At 56.4% G+C, this 18375-nt stretch carries 19 protein-coding genes; 6 read left to right on the top strand and 13 right to left on the bottom strand.

Going from position 1 to position 18375, the window contains the following annotated elements:
* Window positions 1-10 precede the first annotated feature (10 nt).
* The 3 genes from ybaK to copA all read right to left on the bottom strand — a co-directional run bounded on the left by ybaK (window position 11) and on the right by copA (window position 4033).
* Window positions 11-490, bottom strand: a complete 480-nt coding sequence (gene ybaK, locus AC0XWG_RS01610) for a Cys-tRNA(Pro)/Cys-tRNA(Cys) deacylase YbaK (protein ID WP_028017598.1) — start codon at window positions 488-490, stop codon at window positions 11-13.
* A 199-nt stretch (window positions 491-689) separates the two neighbouring features.
* The gene (locus AC0XWG_RS01605; protein WP_128348583.1) at window positions 690-1484 is read right to left on the bottom strand and encodes a TraB/GumN family protein; all 795 of its coding nucleotides are present in this window, start codon (window positions 1482-1484) and stop codon (window positions 690-692) included.
* Between the two features lie 50 nt (window positions 1485-1534).
* Window positions 1535-4033, bottom strand: a complete 2499-nt coding sequence (gene copA / locus AC0XWG_RS01600) for a copper-exporting P-type ATPase CopA (protein ID WP_108090673.1) — start codon at window positions 4031-4033, stop codon at window positions 1535-1537.
* Between the two features lie 108 nt (window positions 4034-4141).
* On the opposite strand from copA, the gene cueR reads away from it, so the two are divergent.
* A complete protein-coding gene (gene cueR / locus AC0XWG_RS01595; RefSeq protein WP_049007462.1) occupies window positions 4142-4552 on the top strand; it encodes a Cu(I)-responsive transcriptional regulator in 411 nt (136 codons plus the stop codon).
* Here the strand turns inward: cueR and AC0XWG_RS01590 are convergent.
* Both AC0XWG_RS01590 and AC0XWG_RS01585 read right to left on the bottom strand, forming a co-directional pair.
* Window positions 4549-5001, bottom strand: a complete 453-nt coding sequence (locus tag AC0XWG_RS01590) for an NfeD family protein (RefSeq protein WP_028017594.1) — start codon at window positions 4999-5001, stop codon at window positions 4549-4551. The two genes, cueR and AC0XWG_RS01590, sit on opposite strands and share 4 nt — an antisense overlap.
* A complete protein-coding gene (locus tag AC0XWG_RS01585; RefSeq protein ID WP_024906863.1) occupies window positions 4998-5912 on the bottom strand; it encodes an SPFH domain-containing protein in 915 nt (304 codons plus the stop codon). The genes AC0XWG_RS01590 and AC0XWG_RS01585 overlap by 4 nt, the downstream gene beginning before the upstream one ends.
* Window positions 5913-6048: 136 nt before the next feature.
* Between AC0XWG_RS01585 and fetA the strand changes: the two genes are divergently transcribed.
* Window positions 6049-6720, top strand: a complete 672-nt coding sequence (gene fetA, locus AC0XWG_RS01580; protein WP_049007461.1) for an iron efflux ABC transporter ATP-binding subunit FetA — start codon at window positions 6049-6051, stop codon at window positions 6718-6720.
* Window positions 6713-7495, top strand: a complete 783-nt coding sequence (gene fetB, locus AC0XWG_RS01575; protein WP_028017592.1) for an iron efflux ABC transporter permease subunit FetB — start codon at window positions 6713-6715, stop codon at window positions 7493-7495. Before fetA ends, fetB begins: the two co-directional genes overlap by 8 nt.
* Before the next feature lie 51 nt (window positions 7496-7546).
* Here the strand turns inward: fetB and AC0XWG_RS01570 are convergent, their stop codons facing one another.
* Genes AC0XWG_RS01570 through tesA form a run of 3 tightly spaced genes read right to left on the bottom strand, consistent with a single transcriptional unit; the run spans window position 7547 to window position 9882 of the window.
* The gene (locus AC0XWG_RS01570) at window positions 7547-8401 is read right to left on the bottom strand and encodes a co-chaperone YbbN (RefSeq protein ID WP_023293125.1); all 855 of its coding nucleotides are present in this window, start codon (window positions 8399-8401) and stop codon (window positions 7547-7549) included.
* Window positions 8402-8459: 58 nt separating this feature from the next.
* Window positions 8460-9230 (bottom strand): SDR family oxidoreductase, encoded by a 771-nt coding sequence (locus tag AC0XWG_RS01565; protein ID WP_134707213.1) that lies wholly within the window; start codon window positions 9228-9230, stop codon window positions 8460-8462.
* Window positions 9231-9258: 28 nt separating this feature from the next.
* Window positions 9259-9882 (bottom strand): multifunctional acyl-CoA thioesterase I/protease I/lysophospholipase L1, encoded by a 624-nt coding sequence (tesA, locus tag AC0XWG_RS01560; RefSeq protein WP_028017590.1) that lies wholly within the window; start codon window positions 9880-9882, stop codon window positions 9259-9261.
* Between tesA and ybbA the strand changes: the two genes are divergently transcribed.
* The 3 genes from ybbA to AC0XWG_RS01545 all read left to right on the top strand — a co-directional run bounded on the left by ybbA (window position 9853) and on the right by AC0XWG_RS01545 (window position 14278).
* The gene (gene ybbA / locus AC0XWG_RS01555) at window positions 9853-10539 is read left to right on the top strand and encodes a putative ABC transporter ATP-binding protein YbbA (RefSeq protein WP_475680318.1); all 687 of its coding nucleotides are present in this window, start codon (window positions 9853-9855) and stop codon (window positions 10537-10539) included. The two genes, tesA and ybbA, sit on opposite strands and share 30 nt — an antisense overlap.
* Window positions 10536-12950, top strand: coding sequence for a putative ABC transporter permease subunit YbbP (gene ybbP / locus AC0XWG_RS01550; protein WP_475680317.1), 2415 nt, complete (start codon window positions 10536-10538; stop codon window positions 12948-12950). The genes ybbA and ybbP overlap by 4 nt, the downstream gene beginning before the upstream one ends.
* A gap of 182 nt (window positions 12951-13132) precedes the next feature.
* A complete protein-coding gene (locus AC0XWG_RS01545; protein ID WP_049007457.1) occupies window positions 13133-14278 on the top strand; it encodes a porin in 1146 nt (381 codons plus the stop codon).
* A 125-nt stretch (window positions 14279-14403) separates the two neighbouring features.
* Here the strand turns inward: AC0XWG_RS01545 and mnmH are convergent, their stop codons facing one another.
* From mnmH to lpxH, 5 genes are all read right to left on the bottom strand, one after another.
* Complete coding sequence (gene mnmH / locus AC0XWG_RS01540; RefSeq protein WP_049007456.1) at window positions 14404-15474, bottom strand: tRNA 2-selenouridine(34) synthase MnmH; 1071 nt, start codon at window positions 15472-15474, stop codon at window positions 14404-14406.
* 84 nt (window positions 15475-15558) lie between these two features.
* Entirely contained in the window at window positions 15559-16626 is a 1068-nt protein-coding gene (gene purK / locus AC0XWG_RS01535) for a 5-(carboxyamino)imidazole ribonucleotide synthase (protein WP_475680316.1), read from the bottom strand.
* Window positions 16623-17132: a 5-(carboxyamino)imidazole ribonucleotide mutase gene (gene purE, locus AC0XWG_RS01530; RefSeq protein ID WP_028017586.1), complete on the bottom strand. Its 510-nt coding sequence runs from the start codon at window positions 17130-17132 to the stop codon at window positions 16623-16625. The genes purK and purE overlap by 4 nt, the downstream gene beginning before the upstream one ends.
* Window positions 17133-17303: 171 nt before the next feature.
* On the bottom strand, window positions 17304-17513 hold the full coding sequence (locus tag AC0XWG_RS01525; protein WP_028017585.1) for a YdgH/BhsA/McbA-like domain containing protein: 210 nt from the start codon (window positions 17511-17513) through the stop codon (window positions 17304-17306).
* Between the two features lie 136 nt (window positions 17514-17649).
* Window positions 17650-18372: a UDP-2,3-diacylglucosamine diphosphatase gene (lpxH, locus tag AC0XWG_RS01520; protein WP_134707216.1), complete on the bottom strand. Its 723-nt coding sequence runs from the start codon at window positions 18370-18372 to the stop codon at window positions 17650-17652.
* Window positions 18373-18375 lie beyond the last annotated feature (3 nt).

Here is an 18375-nt window from a genome sequence, read left to right as displayed (position 1 = left end):
GGCTTTTCTCTTACTCCCGGCGTGCAATATCCGCAAATTTCGCGTCCAGCATTTTCGCCAGATCGCCCGCCGCGAGTTCAATATCCAGCCCGCGTTTGCCGCCGGATATAAAGATGGTTTCAAACTCCTGTGAAGGCGCATCTATCAGCGTCGGCAGACGTTTTTTCTGCCCGAGTGGGCTGATCCCGCCGACCAGGTAGCCCGTGGTGCGTTGCGCAACCATTGGGTCTGCCATATCCACTTTTTTCGCGCCCAGCGCTTTCGCCACTTTCTTCAAGTCAAGCTGCCCGGCGACGGGCGTAACCGCGACGGCGAGGTGCTTCATGTCGCCATTCACGGCGACCAGCAGCGTTTTATAGACCTGGTCAGCGTTCAGCCCCAGTTTGCGCACCACTTCATCACCAAAATTGGTTTCATTCGGATCGTGATCGTAGGTATGGATCCGGAAAGGAATTTTGTTTTTTTCGAGTAATTTAACGGCGGGAGTCATAGCTATCCTTCTTACGACAGACAATTCATGCTCACAGCATACGCCTGACGTTTGTCTAAAAAATAGCACCATCTTGCGCAATAGTATTGGCAGTGATGGTCACTTTGAGCGACAATCGGCTCAACCGAAGGTCTCCTTCGGCATAATAAAAACGATGAAATTCCTCTTTGACGGGCCAATAGAAATATTGGCCATTTTTTTATTTCAACAGTGACGGCAAATTCCCTTCTCCGTACAAATGTAATGCACCTACTGCGACAACGTAATGCCCGGCAGGTAAGGCATGCAGCGTCTGCTGCCAGGCTTTATTACGCGCATTCATCAGCACATCATATAACGATTCACTAAACGTCGACGGTAAAGCCAGCTTACTGTCTGCGGGCGGAGCATCAAGCCACCAGCCGATCATGGTCTGCAGCAGGCGCGCGTTGGTGTGCCAGTGGGTCAGGGTATCATCCAGCAGCATCAGACCGTCGTCAGGCAGTTGTCGCAACAGCGCAATCTGGCTGTCCGTCCCTTCCAGTTCGATGATCGGCATCCTGCGTGCCCTTGCCATATTCAGTAACTGGTAATCAATGCCGTAATCACCGCGCAGACCCAGACGTTGCGCCTGCGTGGCCTGAAGCACCATGGCAATTTGCCAGAGCGGCAGAGCGTCGATCATCGAGAGCGACACGCCCGTCTCATCCGCGACGCGCGTCAGTTCCGCGAGCAGAGCATCATCCAGACGTTCTGCCAGGCTGAGAGTGCTCTCCAGACCGGCAAACGGTGATTCATGGCCCGAAATGTCCGCCTCAACAACCAGCGCATCGGCGCGCTTGAGAAGTTTTATCAGACCAGGAGGCAGGGGAGACATATCCTGCGTGCCCATATGGATGCTGCCCACCAGGTGCAGGTGCTGGCCGCCAGGAAGCGAGATATCCAGACCGGGCCAGGCATAACGGCGGGGGAATAGGGCGCGAAACGATGTTTTTATACGATTAAACAGACTCATACGCGCTCCATGAACGGAAAGGTTCATGCTAGCGCGTACGAGAACAAGGTTCAATCTTTCGGTTTAAACCGCAACAGTCGGTTGGCGTTGCTCACCACGGTGATGGAGGAGAGCGCCATGGCTGCACCTGCGACCACCGGGTTCAGCAGCGTGCCGGTCAGCGGCCACAAAATCCCGGCGGCAATCGGAATGCCGAAACTGTTGTAGATAAATGCCCCCAGCAGGTTCTGCTTCATGTTGCGCAACGTGGCTTTTGAAATGGCCAGCGCATCAGCAACGCCCATCAGGCTATGGCGCATCAGCGTGATCGCTGCCGTCTCGATAGCGACATCGCTCCCGCCTCCCATGGCGATACCGACATCCGCCTGGGCCAGCGCAGGGGCATCGTTGATGCCGTCGCCGACCATTGCCACCTGACGCCCCTGGCTTTGCAGTTTCTTGATTGCGTCAGCTTTACCGTCCGGCAGTACGCCAGCAATGACCTCATCAATACCGGCTTCTTTCGCGATGGCGTTGGCGGTGGTCGGGTTATCCCCGGTCAGCATGACCAGGCGATAACCCGCGCGGTGCAGGCGTTTTAAGGCATCCACACTGTCCTGGCGAAGCGGATCGCGCACGGCCAGCAGCGCGGCGGCTTTGCCATCCACCGCCAGCAGAACCGGCGTGGCGCCCTGAGACGCCTGCGCCTTCAACTCGCTTTCCAGCTCGGCAGTATCAATACCGTTTTCATTGAGCAATGCCTGGTTGCCCAGCAGCAGCGCGTGGCCTTCTGCTTCACCGCTGACGCCGAGCCCGCGCAGGGTGCGGAAATTGCTCACCTGCGGCAGGCTGGCATTCCCGGCTTTCTCAATAATCGCGCGAGCCAGAGGATGGCTGGAGCCTTGCTCAAGCGCGGCAGCAAGACGCAGTGCGTCATTTTCTGCCATACCTGTCGTATTCACGGCCACAACTTGCGGTTTGCCTTCGGTCAGCGTGCCGGTTTTATCAAACACCAGCGTGTCGAGCGTACTGGCGCGTTGCAGGGCATCGGCATCACGCACCAGCACGCCAAACTCGGCGGCGCGACCGACACCGGAGATAATCGACATCGGTGTGGCAAGACCGAGTGCACAAGGGCAGGCGATGATCAGCACCGTGGTGGCAATCACCAGGGTATAAACAATCTGCGGCGCGGGACCGAAAAAGTACCAGATAGCTGCACTCAGCAGGGCAATACCGACCACGACCGGAACAAAAATGGCTGAGATTTTATCAGCAAGCTGGCCAATCTCCGGCTTGCTGCTCTGCGCCTGGCGCACCATGCGAATAATACGCGACAGCGTCGTGTGGCTGCCGACGGCGCTGGCGGTGAACAGCACGCTGCCGTCCTGCACCACCGTACCGGCATGAACGGCGTCACCGTGGGATTTCTGCTGTGGAATGGGTTCCCCGGTGAGCATCGCTTCGTCCAGCCAGGCATCACCCTGTGTGATAATACCGTCAACGGGAACGCGGTCACCCGTGGTCAGGCGCAGAGTCATACCGGGTTGAACCTCGGCCAGCGGGACGTTCTTTTCACCGTCCTCTGTGACTACCCGCGCGGTTGGCGGCGTTAAATCAAGTAATCTTTCCAGCGCTTTTGAGGAACGCTGACGCGCGCGCGCTTCGAGCATATGGCCTAAGTTGATCAGGCCGATAATCATCGCACTCGCTTCATAATAAAGATGTCGCGCCTCCATCGGGAACCACTGAGGCCAGACGTTAACGCTCATCGAATACAGCCATGCTGCCCCCGTACCAAGGGCAACCAGCGTATCCATCGTCGCAGTGCGATTCTTCAGGCTTTTCCAGGCGCTGGTATAAAAATGTCCGCCTGCAACGATCATCACCCCAAGGGTGATCAAACCGATCGCCAGCCACAGCGTGCGGTTATCGTCGGTGACCATCATGTTGTCGCCGAGCATGCCCCACACCATCACCGGAACCCCGACCAGCAGGGCCACTATTGCCTGCCAGCGGAAGCGTTTCATGGTGGCAACCGCCGTTTCCTGCTGACGTTCACGACGCTTTGCATCGTCTTCGATGGCTTCAGCGCCGTAGCCTGCTTTTTCAACGGCCTGCACTAAGTCTGCGGCGGAGGCACTGCCCATCACCAGCGCGGTGCGCTCCGCAAGATTGACCCGTGCCTGCGCGACGCCCGGTACGGCCTGCAAGGCGTTTTGTACCCGGGAGACGCAGCTGGCGCAGCTCATGCCGTTGATCAGCAGCTGTTGGCTGTCATCAATATCATCAGCTACCGGAAGCTCAGGAGTGGCCGCTGTCAGTGCTTCCGACGGGGATGATGACTCTGCCAGCGGTTTAGCCTTTGGGTGGCTCAGCTCCGCCCCGTAACCGGCCTGCTTGATGGTATCAATCAGCGCATCCGCGCTGGCGCTACCGGTTACGGCGGCATGATCGATGGTAACTTCAGCGCTTTCAACGTCAGGACGCTGTTCCAGACTTTCTTTAACGCGTTTGACACAGTGGCCGCAGGAGAGGCCGTCCAATGTCAGGTCAATAGTGTGAGACATAACAAAACTCCCGTATAATGATCTGGTCAGTTGTTGACCAACATAACGCTTTTGGCTAACTGTTATGAAGGTTAAACCTTCCATCAAGGGGAAGGTCAAGGGGGAAATGTGAATATCAGTGATGTTGCGAAAAAAACCGGCTTAACCAGCAAAGCGATTCGCTTTTATGAAGAGAAAGGGCTGGTGACACCGCCGCTGCGCAGCGAAAACGGCTACCGCAGTTACACGCAACTGCATCTTGACGAACTGACGCTGCTGCGTCAGGCAAGACAGGTCGGTTTTAATCTGGAAGAGTGTGGCGAGCTGGTGAATCTCTTTAACGATCCGAAGCGTCACAGCGCTGATGTGAAAAAGCGCACGCTGGAAAAGGTGGCTGAGATTGAACGCCACATCACCGAGTTACAGGCGATGCGCAAACAGCTGCTGGCGCTGGCGGAATCATGTCCGGGAGATGACAGCGCCGATTGCCCGATCATAGATAATCTTGCTGGCTGCTGCCATCGTAAGGCATCTGTTTAACAGGCTTTAACCCGCAGGGTGATTCCTTCTACCGCAACGACCTCAACCCGCGTTCCGGCGCTGAGGTCATCGTCGGCCACGACAGGCCACGAACTGTCGCCCACGCGCATATGTCCACGCCCGTTCACCAGCGCGGTGTCGAGCGTAAAACGCTGGCCGACAATCTGCTGCCCGCGCTGATTAAGGTGCGCATCTAACGGTTTCTGCTCGTTAACCCGTCGGTTAAGCCAGCGCCACCACAGCCATGCAGCCACCAGTGTCAGTACGGCAAACAACGCACCTTGCCACGCCCAGTCGAGCGGCAGAAGCCACACGAGCAGCCCGGTAATCACGGCGGCGACACCGCTCCAGAGCAGGTAGCCGTTACCGCCCAGCATCTCAGCGGCCAGCAATAACCCCCCGAGGCTTAGCCAGAAAGCGTGAGGATGTGCGGCGATGAGCTCAATCATTTTTTACGCTCGTTTCCGCTGTCTTTGATCAGTTCAGCGATCCCGGCAATAGAGCCCATGAGACTGCTGGCATCCAGCGGCATCATGACCACTTTGCTGTTGTTTGCTGAGCCGATCTGTTTCAGCGCGTCGGTATATTTTTGCGCGACAAAGTAGTTCACGGCCTGGATATCACCAGCGGCAATCGCCTCTGACACCATCTGGGTGGCACGAGCTTCCGCTTCGGCCGAACGTTCACGCGCTTCCGCCTGGAGGAACGCAGACTGGCGATCGCCCTCGGCTTTGAGGATCTGCGACTGTTTTTCCCCTTCCGCTTTGAGGATCTCGGCCTGACGTACCCCTTCGGCTTCAAGAATATAGGCACGTTTGGTTCGCTCGGCCTTCATCTGGGCGTTCATGGAGGCGATCAGTTCAGCCGGCGGGCGAACGTCGCGGATCTCAATACGGGTGACTTTGATCCCCCACGGATTCGTCGCTTCATCGACAATGTGCAGCAGTCGGGTATTGATGCTGTCTCGCTGTGAGAGCATCTCATCCAGCTCCATCGAACCCAGTACGGTACGGATATTGGTCATCGTCAGGTTAACGATAGCCAGCTCCAGATTGCTCACCTCATAGGCCGCTTTTGGCGCATCAATTACCTGAATAAAACAGACGGCATCAATGGTGACATTGGCGTTATCCTTAGAAATCACTTCCTGAGAAGGAATATCCAGAACCTGTTCCATCATGTTGATCTTACGACCAATTCTGTCCATGAAAGGGACAATCAGGCTTAAACCAGGTTGTAATGTGTTGGTGTAACGTCCGAAACGCTCGACTGTCCACTGGTAACCCTGCGGGACAATTTTGACGCCAGCGCCGACAATAACCAGCGCAACGAAAATAAGGACAGGAACAACGATGAGCATAAAAACCTCCTGTTTTGCATGCTGTGGCGGAAACCATATGGCTGTTTGTTGACCCTAAGTATACGAGGAAAGTCGCCATACAATCACTAATCGCCGTAGACTACTGCTAATTATTGGGATGAAGGCAGGAAATAACATGAAGGATAACAGCGCGATTTTAACAATCGCGGATGTAGGCTACCGTGTGGGTGAAACCACTATTCTGAATAATGTCAGCTTTACCGTTTCGCCGGGGGAGTTTCGTTTGATCACCGGGCCATCGGGCTGCGGGAAAAGTACGCTGCTAAAAATCATTGCCTCGCTGCTCAGCCCGACCTCAGGCAAGATTTTTTTTGAGGGGAAGGATATTGCAACGCTCTCTCCTGAGGCGTATCGCCAGCAGGTCTCATACTCGGTACAAACGCCCACGCTCTTCGGCGATACGGTGTATGACAACCTGATTTTTCCCTGGAAAATTCGCAATAAGACGCCCGATCCTGAGCGGTTATCGGCCGATCTGGAACGTTTTGGCTTGCCGCAGGAGACGCTGACCAAAGCCGTGAGTGAGTTGTCGGGTGGAGAAAAGCAACGCGTCTCGCTGATCCGTAATCTGCAATTTTTACCCAGGGTGCTGTTGCTGGACGAAATCACCAGCGCGCTGGATGAGGCCAATAAGCGCAACGTTAACGACATCATTCATCATTACGCCAGTAAGCAGAATGTTGCCGTGCTGTGGGTGACGCACGACGCTAACGAAATAACCCATGCGGATGACGTGATTACGCTCCAGCCGCACGGTGGGAAAATGCAGGAGGCTAACCGTGGGTGAGCATAATATTACCAATGAATCCCTGGCGTTTTCGATGGTGCTGGTGCTGATTGCGATTGTGGTCAGCTACCGGGAAAAGCTGGGGCTGGAAAAAGATATTCTGTGGAGTATCTGCCGGGCGGTTATTCAACTGATAATTGTCGGCTATGTGCTGAAGTATATTTTCAACGTCAACCACGCCGTGCTGACGCTGCTGATGGTGCTTTTTATCTGCTTTAACGCAGCGTGGAATGCGCAAAAACGCAGTAAGTACATTGATAAGGCCTTTATCTCGTCGTTTATTGCCATAACGACCGGGACGGCGCTCACGCTGGCAGTGCTGGTGCTCTCTGGTTCGATTGCGTTTACGCCAATGCAGGTCATCCCCATTTCCGGAATGATCGCCGGAAACGCGATGGTTGCCGTGGGGCTGTGTTACAACAATCTGGGCCAACGGTTCAGCAGTGAACAGCAGCAGTTGCAGGAGAAGTTAAGCCTGGGGGCAACGCCTAAAATGGCCTCGGCGCGGCTGATCCGTGAGAGCATCCGTTCATCGCTGATCCCGACGGTGGATTCTGCCAAAACGGTGGGACTGGTGAGCCTGCCGGGTATGATGTCGGGTCTGATTTTTGCCGGTATCGATCCGGTAAAAGCGATTAAGTATCAGATTATGGTAACGTTTATGCTGCTCTCAACGGCGAGCCTGTCAACCATCATTGCCTGTTACCTGACCTACCGGAAGTTCTATAACGCGCGCCACCAGCTGGTGGTGACGCAGTTGAAAAAGACGGGGTAATATCGGCTTTTATCGGCCCGGTAAGGCGAAGCCGCCCCCGGGCAAAGTGCATCAATACAGCAGCGCGTAAAGCTGACGACGATACTTCGACGCCAGCGCGTCGCCGGTGCCCAACGCGGCCAGAATTTCCTGGAACATCTTACGCGCCTGGCCGTCGGCGGCAGCCAGATCTTTTTGCAGATGGCTAAACAGCAGCTCCAGTGCTTCTTCGTTACGCCCTACCTGATGCAGCTGCAGCGCCAGCTGGCTTGCCAACGCGGCATCGGCCGGGTTGTCAGCTACCTGCTGTTGCAGCTGCTGAATTTCCGGGGTGTCTGCGGCCTGCTTCAGCAGCTCAATTTGCGCGACCAGCCCCTGGTAACGGGTGTCCTGATCCTGCAGTGGAACCGTCTTCAGCACGGCTTCTGCGTCTTCTGAGCGGTGTAGTGCAATCTGCGTTTCCGCCAGCAGCAGACCAATCTGGCTGTTTTGCTTCGACAACTGCCATGCCTCTTTGAGCAGCGGCAGCGCCTCGTCATATTTGCCTTCCTGCATTAGCGCCATGCCTTCCTGCGCTTTCAGCTCTTCTTCACGCGGCAGGACTTTATCCAGCAGAGCGCGAATAGCCTCTTCCGGCTGCGGCCCCTGGAAACCATCAACAGGCTGACCGTTCTGGAAAAGATAGACGGTTGGAATCGCGCGCAGACCAAACTGAGATGCCACCATTGGCTCGGCGTCACAATCCAGTTTGGCGAGAATGAACTGACCGTTGTACTGTGCGGCAAGGCTTTCCAGTACCGGCGTCAGCTGCAGGCAGTGCTGGCTTCGCTCAGACCAGAAGTAGAACAGCACCGGTTTGGTCATTGACTGTTCGAGGGTCTGTTGCAGGTTTGCTTCAGTAATATTGACGATATTCTGTACGGACATGCGGCTTTCTCTTTTGTCGGTTTGTTCTTTACATGGGGGTGAGCGTCGTTGCTTCAACTCAACCGTGTAAAATTTTGTCCATCATCCGGCCCGGCAGCAGGCGTTTTAACCAGCCTACGGCATGGGTGACCAGCGTCACCGGATAGCGCATTTTTGGATTTTCACTCTCAAAAGCATGGCGCACTTTCGCGACAACCGCTTCCGGCCCGAGGGTAAAACGTGCGGCGATGCCAGGGTTTTCGACCGGTTTGTCCGCCTGCGTCTGGTTGACGTTTTCGGTAAAGCGGGTGCGGATGGGGCCGGGTTCAATCAGGCTGACCTTAATGCCGCTGTGACGCAACTCCATGCGCAGGGCGTCAGACCAGGCCTCCAGCGCATATTTGCTGGCGGCGTAGGCGCCTCGGCCTGGGGTGGAGATCAGGCCCATCACCGAGGAGGTCATCACGATACGTCCTTCACCGTGCGGCAGCATGGCGGGGAGCAGGCGCATAGTCAGTTGATGCACGCCGAAGAAGTTGGTCGAAAACTGTTTTTCCAGCGTTTCGCGGGAGAGCGTATCCAGCGGGCCATACACGCCGTAGCCGGCATTGTTAAAGAGCCCGTACAGACGATTATCGGTCAGCGCGATCACTTCATCGGCGGCGCGTTCAACGCTCTCCGGCGAGTCCATATCCAGCAGCACGCCGGTAAAGCCCAGCCCGTTCATGCGTTCGACATCGTCGGGTTTGCGGCAGGCCGCCAGGACCCGAAACCCCTGGCGCTTCAGTTCGAGCGCGCTTTCCAGGCCGATTCCACTGGAACATCCTGTAATTAAGACCGATTTTTGCATAACTTTACCTGTCAGGATCTCCGCTTAATCAGGAGTCATGTTTAACTAAAGGGGCCAGCCGCGTTGCCATCCAGTCGGCAATAAACGGCTGAGCATCGCGATTGGGATGGATCCCATCGTCTTGCATCCATTGGGGTTTGAGATAGACCTCTTCCATGAAAAATGGCAGCAGCGGAATATCAAACTCTTTGGCAAGCTTTGGGTAGATCGCGCTAAAGGCCTCATTATACCGACGACCGTAGTTAGCGGGCAGGCGAATTTGCATCAGCAGCGGCTGGGCGTTTGCCGCCTTGATGTCCTGCAGAATGGTGCGCAGCGTCTGTTCTGTTTGCTGAGGCTGAAAACCGCGCAGGCCATCATTGCCGCCAAGCTCAACCAGCACCCATCGCGGCTGATGCTGTTTGAGTAAGGCAGGCAGCCGCGACAAGCCCTGCTGCGAGGTATCGCCGCTGATGCTGGCATTGATCACCGGCGTTGTGCTCTGCCATTTATCATTGAGCAAAGCAGGCCAGGCCGCGCTGGCGGCCATGCGATAGCCTGCACTCAGGCTGTCGCCGAGAACCAGTAACGTGTCCGCTGCCGCCGCGCGGAAGGTCATCAGAATCAAAAACAGGAAGGGCAAATGCCAGCGGAAAACAGTGTTGAAGTTCATCGTCTTAAGAAATCCGTCGGTCAGGGGGAACACGAGCTTTCCATCCTTACTGGAGTTGAACTCGTTGTCAAACGCGCTGAAACCATCGCGCTGATTGGCGAATCCGGTTCCGGTAAGTCTACGCTGCTGGCGATTTTGGCGGGTCTGGACGACGGAAGCAGCGGAGAGGTCCACCTTGTCGGGCAACCGCTGCATCAGCTTGATGAAGAGGCGCGCGCTGCGCTGCGTGCGCGACACATCGGTTTTGTTTTTCAGTCCTTTATGCTTATCCCGACGCTGAACGCGCTGGAAAACGTCGAACTCCCGGCGCTTCTGCGCGGCGAAAATAGCCGTGAAAGCCGCGCGCATGCAAAGGACTTACTGGAGCAACTGGGGTTGGGCAAACGCCTCGACCATCTTCCGGCACAGCTTTCCGGCGGGGAGCAACAGCGCGTGGCGCTGGCGCGCGCGTTTAACGGTCGTCCGGAGGTACTGTTCGCTGATGAGCCTACCGGTAACCTTGACCGTAAAACCGGGGACAAGATTGCTGACCTGCTGTTTTCGCTCAACCGTGAACATGGCACTACGCTGATCCTCGTGACCCACGACCCGCAACTTGCCGCCCGCTGTGACCGTCGTCTGCGGCTGGTCAACGGTGTTCTTCAGGAGGAAGCATGATTGCCCGCTGGTTCTGGCGCGAGTGGCGCTCGCCCTCGCTGCTGATAGTCTGGCTGGCCTTAAGCCTGGCGGTAGCGTGCGTGCTGGCGCTCGGCAGCGTCAGCGACCGCATGGAGAAAGGGCTCAGTCAGCAAAGCCGGGAGTTTATGGCGGGAGACAGGGCGCTACAAAGTTCACGCGCGGTTCCGCCGGGCTGGATTGATGAAGCGCGCAAGCGGGGGCTCAAGGTCGGGGAGCAGATAAGCTTCCAGACCATGACCTTCGCGGGCGAAACGCCGCAGCTGGCAAGCGTCAAAGCCGTCGATGACATCTACCCGATGTATGGCGAACTGCAAACCAGCCCACCAGGGTTGAAACCCAAACCCGGCACGGTGCTGCTGGCGCCGCGCCTGATGGCGCTGTTGAACCTGAAAACGGGCGACAGCATTGATGTCGGTGATGCTACGCTGAAAATTGCCGGGGAAGTGGTTCAGGAACCTGACTCCGGGTTTAATCCGTTCCAGCTCGCGCCGCGATTACTGATGAACACCGCCGATGTGGCGAAAACCAATGCCGTACAGCCGGGCAGCCGCGTCACCTGGCGCTATAAGTTTGGCGGCACGCCTGCCCAGCTTGACGCGTATGAAAAATGGCTTCTGCCGCAGTTAAAACCGGAACACCGATGGTACGGGCTGGAGCAGGACGAGGGAGCGCTCGGTAAGTCCCTCGAGCGTTCTCAGCAGTTCCTGCTGCTTTCGGCCCTGTTAACGCTATTGCTGGCAGTGGCGGCAGTTGCCGTCGCAATGGGGCACTACTGCCGCAGCCGTTACGATCTGGTGGCGGTTCTCAAAACGCTGGGTGCGGGCAGGGTGCAGTTGCGTAAGCTGATTGTCGGCCAGTGGCTGATGTTGCTGCTTTTCTCGGCCTTCACCGGCGGGGTAATGGGATTGCTGTTCGAAAAACTGCTGATGGTGATGCTGAAACCGGTGCTCCCGGCAGCATTGCCGCCGGCCAGCCTCTGGCCGTGGCTGTGGGCGATGGGCGCGATGACGGTAATCTCGGTGCTGGTGGGGCTCCGTCCGTACCGGCTGTTGATTGCGACGCAGCCGCTGCGTGTTTTACGCCGTGACGTCGTGGCAAACGTCTGGCCGCTGAAGTTCTACCTTCCTGTGATAATCGCGGTGGCGGTTGGGCTGCTGGCCTGGCTGATGGGGGGCAGCACTCTGCTTTGGGCAGTACTGTCCGGGGCAGTTGTTCTGGCGCTGCTGTGCGGCGTACTGGGCTGGATACTGCTCAATATTCTGAAAAAAATCACGGTAAAATCGCTTCCCGTGCGGCTGGCAGTGAACCGTCTGCTGCATCAGCCCTGGTCGACGCTCAGCCAGCTTTCGGCGTTTTCGCTGTCGTTTATGCTGTTGGCACTTCTGCTGGTACTGCGAGGCGATCTGCTGGATCGCTGGCAGCAGCAGCTTCCGCCGGAAAGCCCGAACTATTTCCTGATCAATATCGCGCCTGAGCAGGTCACGCCGCTGAAGGTATTTCTGTCGGAGCATCACATTATTCCTGAGTCGTTCTATCCCATCGTTCGCGCACGCCTGACGCAGATCAACGGTCAGTCAACGGAGGGGAACAAGGACGAGTCGCTTAACCGTGAACTGAACCTGACCTGGCAGGAAAAACGCCCCGATCATAACCCCATTACCGCCGGAACCTGGCCGCCGAAAGTGGGGGAAGTGTCGATGGAAGAGGGGCTGGCGAAGCGCCTGAGCGTTAAGCTGGGAGACAGCGTCACGTTTACCGGGGATACACAGGATTTTACCGCGAAAGTCACCAGCCTGCGTAAAGTGGACTGGGAAAGCCTGCGGCCCAACTTCTTCTTCATCTTCCCGCCGGGGGCGCTGGACGGACAACCGCAGAGCTGGCTGACCAGCTTCCGCTGGGAAAACGGCAACGGCATGCTGACGCAGCTTAACCGGGAATTCCCGACGGTCAGCCTGCTGGATATCGGGGCGATCCTGAAGCAGGTGGGACAGGTGCTGGAGCAGGTGAGCCGCGCACTGGAGGTGATGGTGGTGCTGGTTACGATCTGTGGCGTGCTGTTGCTGCTGGCCCAGGTACAGGTGGGGATGCGCCAGCGCCATCAGGAGCTGGTGGTTTACCGCACGCTGGGAGCCGGTAAGCGGCTGCTGCGGGCGACACTCTGGAGTGAATTCGCACTGCTGGGGCTGGTGGCGGGTCTGGTCGCGGCCATTGGTGCAGAGACGGCGCTGGCTGTCCTGCAGACAAAGGTCTTCGACTTCCCATGGGAGCCTGACTGGCGTCTTTGGCTGACATTGCCTCTCTTTGGTGCGGTACTGCTTTCCCTCTGTGGAGGCTGGCTCGGTACACGCTTGTTAAAGGGCAAAGCCCTGTTCCGCCAGTTTGAGAGTTGATTCAATGTGGTGATAATTACGCACCGGTTTTTATATCGGTGCGTAGTAATTTAATGGCACAAAAAGATAATACCCACTCATTTAGTAGCACAAAACATTAAAAAACCGTCCACACAGACTGATTATTTCCAGTTAATATTCACCCGCTAAATATTTAGCAGCGTGTCTATTAAGGAAAAATAATGACTATAAAAAAATCAGCGCTGGCGGTTACGATCGGCGCGGCAGTGGCATTGACTACCTTCGCTTCTCAGGCAGAAATCACCGTTCTTAAACAGGATCCTCAGGCGGGCGATCCACTGAGCCGTCTGAACTTCACCGTGGGCGGCAGTATCCGTCCTCAGTTCAACATGATGACGGGCGATGGCGACAAAGGTTCCTACAAACGTAATGGCTTCGACGGCGGTACCCGTTTCCGTTTCGCAGCCGATTACTACCTGTTTGATGACATCAGTTGGGTAAGCTACTACGAGCTGGGCGTGAACATTCCTGCGCTGTTCGACTGGGACAACCACTACAAAGAAGGCGCGAACAACACTACTCGCCGTATGTTGTACACCGGTCTGAAGAGCGATACCTGGGGTACGCTGACCTTCGGTCAACAGAACAGCGTTTACTATGATGTGGTTGGCGTGAAAACCGATATCTGGGACTACGACATGATCGGTCAGGCACCAGGTAACGGTATCAACGGTGACTACGACGGTTCTTATCGTTCACGCAACATGCTGAAATATAAGAAAACCGTTGGCGATGCTGACATTTATGCATCCTACCTGTTTGAAGACAGCGAATACCTGCCGGGCAACGGCCTGCGCTACAAGCGTAAAGGCGGCGGTTCACTGGGTCTGGATTATCACCTGACTAAAGATCTGACCTGGGGTACGGCGTGGAACTACACCCGCGCCGACATGCGTAACCCGGACAACGGCGACAGCAAAACCTACGATCAGAACATCCTCGGTACTGCGCTGAGCTGGAAACCTGACAACTGGACCTTCTCCTTTGGCGGCGGCTGGTACCAGAACTTCCTGACCACCAAAAAAGTGTCTGTTAACGACTACTTTGCGGGCGACGCGTGGGGTATTGAATACTTCGCAGGGTATAAATTCCCAATCAATCAGTATGCGGTTAAATCCATCCAGCCTTACTTCATGGGCGATCGCATCGAGTACGTGAACGGCCGTAACTACCAGCGCATCGACAACGGTGTGGGTATCAGCTTCCAGCTGGATTATGGTTTCCGCGTGGACTACGAGCACGTGTTCACCTCCAGCACCGACGATCTGGGCGATATGAACCTGGTCCGTCTGCGTTACGACTTCTAAGTCGTTTTGTAGGGTGCGGCCTGATGCCCTCACTCTGACCCTCTCCCACGGGGAGAGGGAACAAACATTAAAAACGGCAACCCTGGTTGCCGTTTTGCTTTTACCTCGCCACCCGGCTTTATTTTTCAGCGATCAAGCCACTCAGCAATTTCTTCGAACGTTCCGCGATAGACAATCTTTTCCGCTTTCTTTCCAAGCTGATAGCTGTACATCGGGTCGTAATAATCATTCAGCAACGGGGCAAGCCAGCGGAAGTGCGCGTCAGTGCTGCCAGAGCGTTGTTGTTCCAGCAGCGCGGAATCTAACAGCGCGGTGAATTCTGCATACCGCTGCAGCCCCAGACGGCGGCGAATGGCGAACAGGCCGTGGTGCAGATACTCGCTGTACTCTTTCCAGCCTGCTTCATCACCGTAAGCCGCAGAAAAATCTGCCCACATATGGTCGAAATACTCTTCTCGCAGGCGCTCAAGACGGATATCAAACGGGTCGTCGACGACAACGATAGGGGCTTCAACCATACGGTCGCGCAGGCACTCTGGCAGGTGGTTGGAACCAATCATCCGACCTTCATCTTCCAGCACCCAGCGTGCAGCGTCTTTTTTTAATAGCTCAACCGCAAGGTGATTTTCAAAGCTGGCCTGGGAAAGCTGCGGCGTGAGCGTGCGGCCAAACGATGAACCGCGATGGCGCGCCAGCCCTTCCAGATCAATGCCCTGGACATGTTGCTTAACCAGCAGGGTTTTACCGCTGCCGGTACAGCCACCGATAAGTACCATCGGTTTTTGTGACTGCTCGGTTGTGACCTGAATCGCCGTCTGACGCAGGGCTTTATAGCCGCCGCGGATCAGCGGGTAGTCGACACCCGCCTCTTTCAGCCATGCCTGTGAGATGTGCGAACGCTGGCCGCCGCGTGCGCAGCAGAGATAGCCCTCAGGATGGGCAAGGCTGGCCTCCCGCCAGGCGTTGATCCGTGCCTCACGCGTGGCGCCGTTCACCAGACTATGGCCGAGCGCCAGCGCGGCCTCGGGGCCCTGCCGCTTATAGCAGGTGCCGACGGCGGCGCGCTCGTCGTCGTTCATTAAGGGCAGGTTGAGCGCGGCGGGCATCGCGCCCTGTGCAAATTCGATCGGCGCGCGAACGTCGATTAAAGGGGTATCGGACGCGAGGATCGCGCGATAGTCCGTTCCATCGTTCATGGTTATTCCAGAAGAAAACTCAGCAGCAATGGGCGGGGATTGTACGCCGGGGAAGGGGAAGGTCAACTCCCCGGCGCAGGTGTGTTACTTGATCTTAGACTGTGCCCAGACAATTCCGCTCGCGTATTCCGGCGGCAGAAGAGGGATGATGGCTTCGAGGGTGGCGCTCAGACGGCCCGTGTCGCTGTCGTTCAGGTTCAGGTGACCGACCTTACGACCCGGGCGAACCTCTTTGTCATACCAGTGCAGGTGTACCAGCGGCAGCTTAAGCCAGTCGTAGTTCAGATCGGTGCCGATCAGGTTGATCATCACTGACGGGCTATTCACCACCGGCTGCGGCAGAGGCAGCTCAGTGATGGCGCGCAGGTGCAGTTCGAACTGGCTGATGGACGCGCCATTTTGCGTCCAGTGGCCGCTGTTGTGAACGCGCGGCGCAAGCTCGTTGATCAGCAGACCTGACGGGGTGATAAAGCACTCCATCGCCATTACGCCGACGTAGCCCAGTTCGTGCATGATGGCAGACAGCATGTCTTCCGCCTGTGCCTGTTGTTCCGCACTGGCCTGCGGAAACGCCACGCTGGTGCGCAGAATGCCGTCCTGATGCAGGTTATGCGTCAGCGGATAAAAGACGGTATGCCCGTCGTGCCCGCGCGCGCCAACCAGCGACACTTCGCCGCTAAAGTTGATGCCCTGCTCAACGATACACTCGCCGTAGCAATCATCCGGCAGTTCTGCCGTTTCATTTGCACGCAGGCGCCACTGACCGCGGCCATCGTAACCGCCCACGCGGCGCTTCACGATGGCCAGTTCGCCCAGCATCGCGAAAACATCATTCCACTCGCTTTTATCCGACAGGAGCTGCCACGGTGCAGTCGGCAGACCGAGCTTGTCGAACAGCTGTTTTTGCGTCAGACGGTCGGCAATAATCGGGAAAACATCGCGGTTAACAAAGGCGTTATGACGCGCCAGCTCGCGAGTCAGCGCCGTTTCCGGCCAGCGTTCGATCTCGGCGGTGATCACGCTCTGGTGGAACGGTACCGCTTCAGGTTCATCATCCAGCCCGACGGACCAGACGGAAATACCCAGCGGTTCACCCGCCTGGCGCAGCATACGGCCCAACTGACCGTTACCGAGGACGCAAACCTGCTTCATGCCGCACCCCGTGGGTCCGGATTGTCCAGCACCTCGTCGGTCTGTGCTTTACGCCAGTCAGCCAGACGCTGATGTAAGTCTTTATCATGCGTCGCCAGGATCTGTGCAGCCAGCAGGGCAGCATTTGCAGCACCCGCTTTACCAATCGCCAGCGTGCCGACCGGAATACCCCGCGGCATCTGCACGATGGAATAGAGGCTATCGACACCGCTCAACGCAGCGCTTTGTACCGGTACGCCCAGAACGGGGACCAGCGTTTTAGCGGCAATCATGCCTGGCAGATGTGCTGCGCCGCCCGCACCGGCAATGATCACCTCATAACCGTTCTCTTCAGCGCCTTCGGCGAAGCTGAACAGTTTGTCCGGTGTACGGTGTGCGGAAACCACTTCAACGTGGTGCGGAACATTCAGGATTTCAAAGATTTCGGCGGCGAACTGCATGGTAGCCCAGTCGCTTTTGGACCCCATCACGATGGCGACACGCGCCGGATTATTGCGGGAAGACATGCGTCTTAAAACTCCTGTGGTGCGAAACACACTGCTTTCGAGGGCACAGAGAATAGCATGTAATACGGGGAAGGAAAACGGTTGCGCGGTTAAAACTTGAGCCGTTGTGACCGCCAGGACATAACAAAACAGACCGCTATCTGGCGGTCTGTTTTCATCAATCAGGTGTCTTTATTTGGTCAGTTCTGCGGTCATGTATACGCGGTTGTTAACCTGTGCGCTGGTGATTTTGTAAGACGCACCTTGTTCAGCAGCCTGAGCGGCGATTTTCGCTTCTGCGCGGTCGAGGGTAGAAGCACTCGCGCTGACGCTCTGAGCGAAAGAACCAAAAGAGATCATAGAAAGAGCGGCAACTGCAACGAAAGTTTTGATGGATTTCATGGTCGTATTCCTGAAGTAATTTATCTGGGATAGGGCGTGTTGCCCTGATGTGATAAATATTAGGCTAACCATGGGCTGATTAAAATCGGAACAATTTGCCAATGTTTTTCAAAAAAATAGAATGATATTTGAGGAGTTAAAACGGAAAAGCGATCAGCTCTACACTCTCTGGTGTGACTTTGACCATGGACCCTTCACTGTGCCAGGCACCCAGTACGACGCGGTGGGCCGGTTCGCCGTTGGCGATAAGGGAATGTACATCGGGGCGATGAGTATGACCGTGGATCAGCCACTGGACGCGATGCTTTTCCATCACGTTGACCACTGTCTGCGGGTTGACGTCCATGATGGTCATGGATTTGCTGCTGTTGGCGGCTTTACTGCCCGCGCGCATTCTGGCTGCGATACGGTTGCGGATAAACAGCGGCAGGGCCAGGAACACTTTTTGGATCCACGGGGTGTGGACTTTGGCGCGAAACGCCAGGTAGCCGGTATCGTCGGTGCAGAGCGTGTCGCCGTGCATGATCAGGACCCTGCGGCCATAGAGGTCGAGCACCTGCTCTTCCGGCAGCAGCTTCATGCCGCTTTCGCGGGCGTAGCGCTTGCCGAGCAGGAAATCACGGTTGCCATGGATGAAGTAGCAGGGAACGCCGGAATCCACCAGCGCTTTAATGGCAGCAGCCATTTCCCGGTGCAGCGGGTTAGGGTCGTCGTCGCCAATCCAGGCTTCGAACAGGTCGCCCAGAATGTACAGCGCGTCGGCGCTTTTTGCTTCACCGCGTAAAAAACGCAGAAAACCGGCGGTGATCGCCGGTTCTTCTGTTTGCAGATGCAAATCCGCAATAAAGAGTGTCGCCACCAA

It is taken from the genome of Enterobacter sp. DVT3837 (assembly GCF_056238685.1).
The sequence above is the reverse complement of the archived record's forward strand: the minus strand, read 5'-3'. Positions and strand labels throughout refer to the sequence as shown.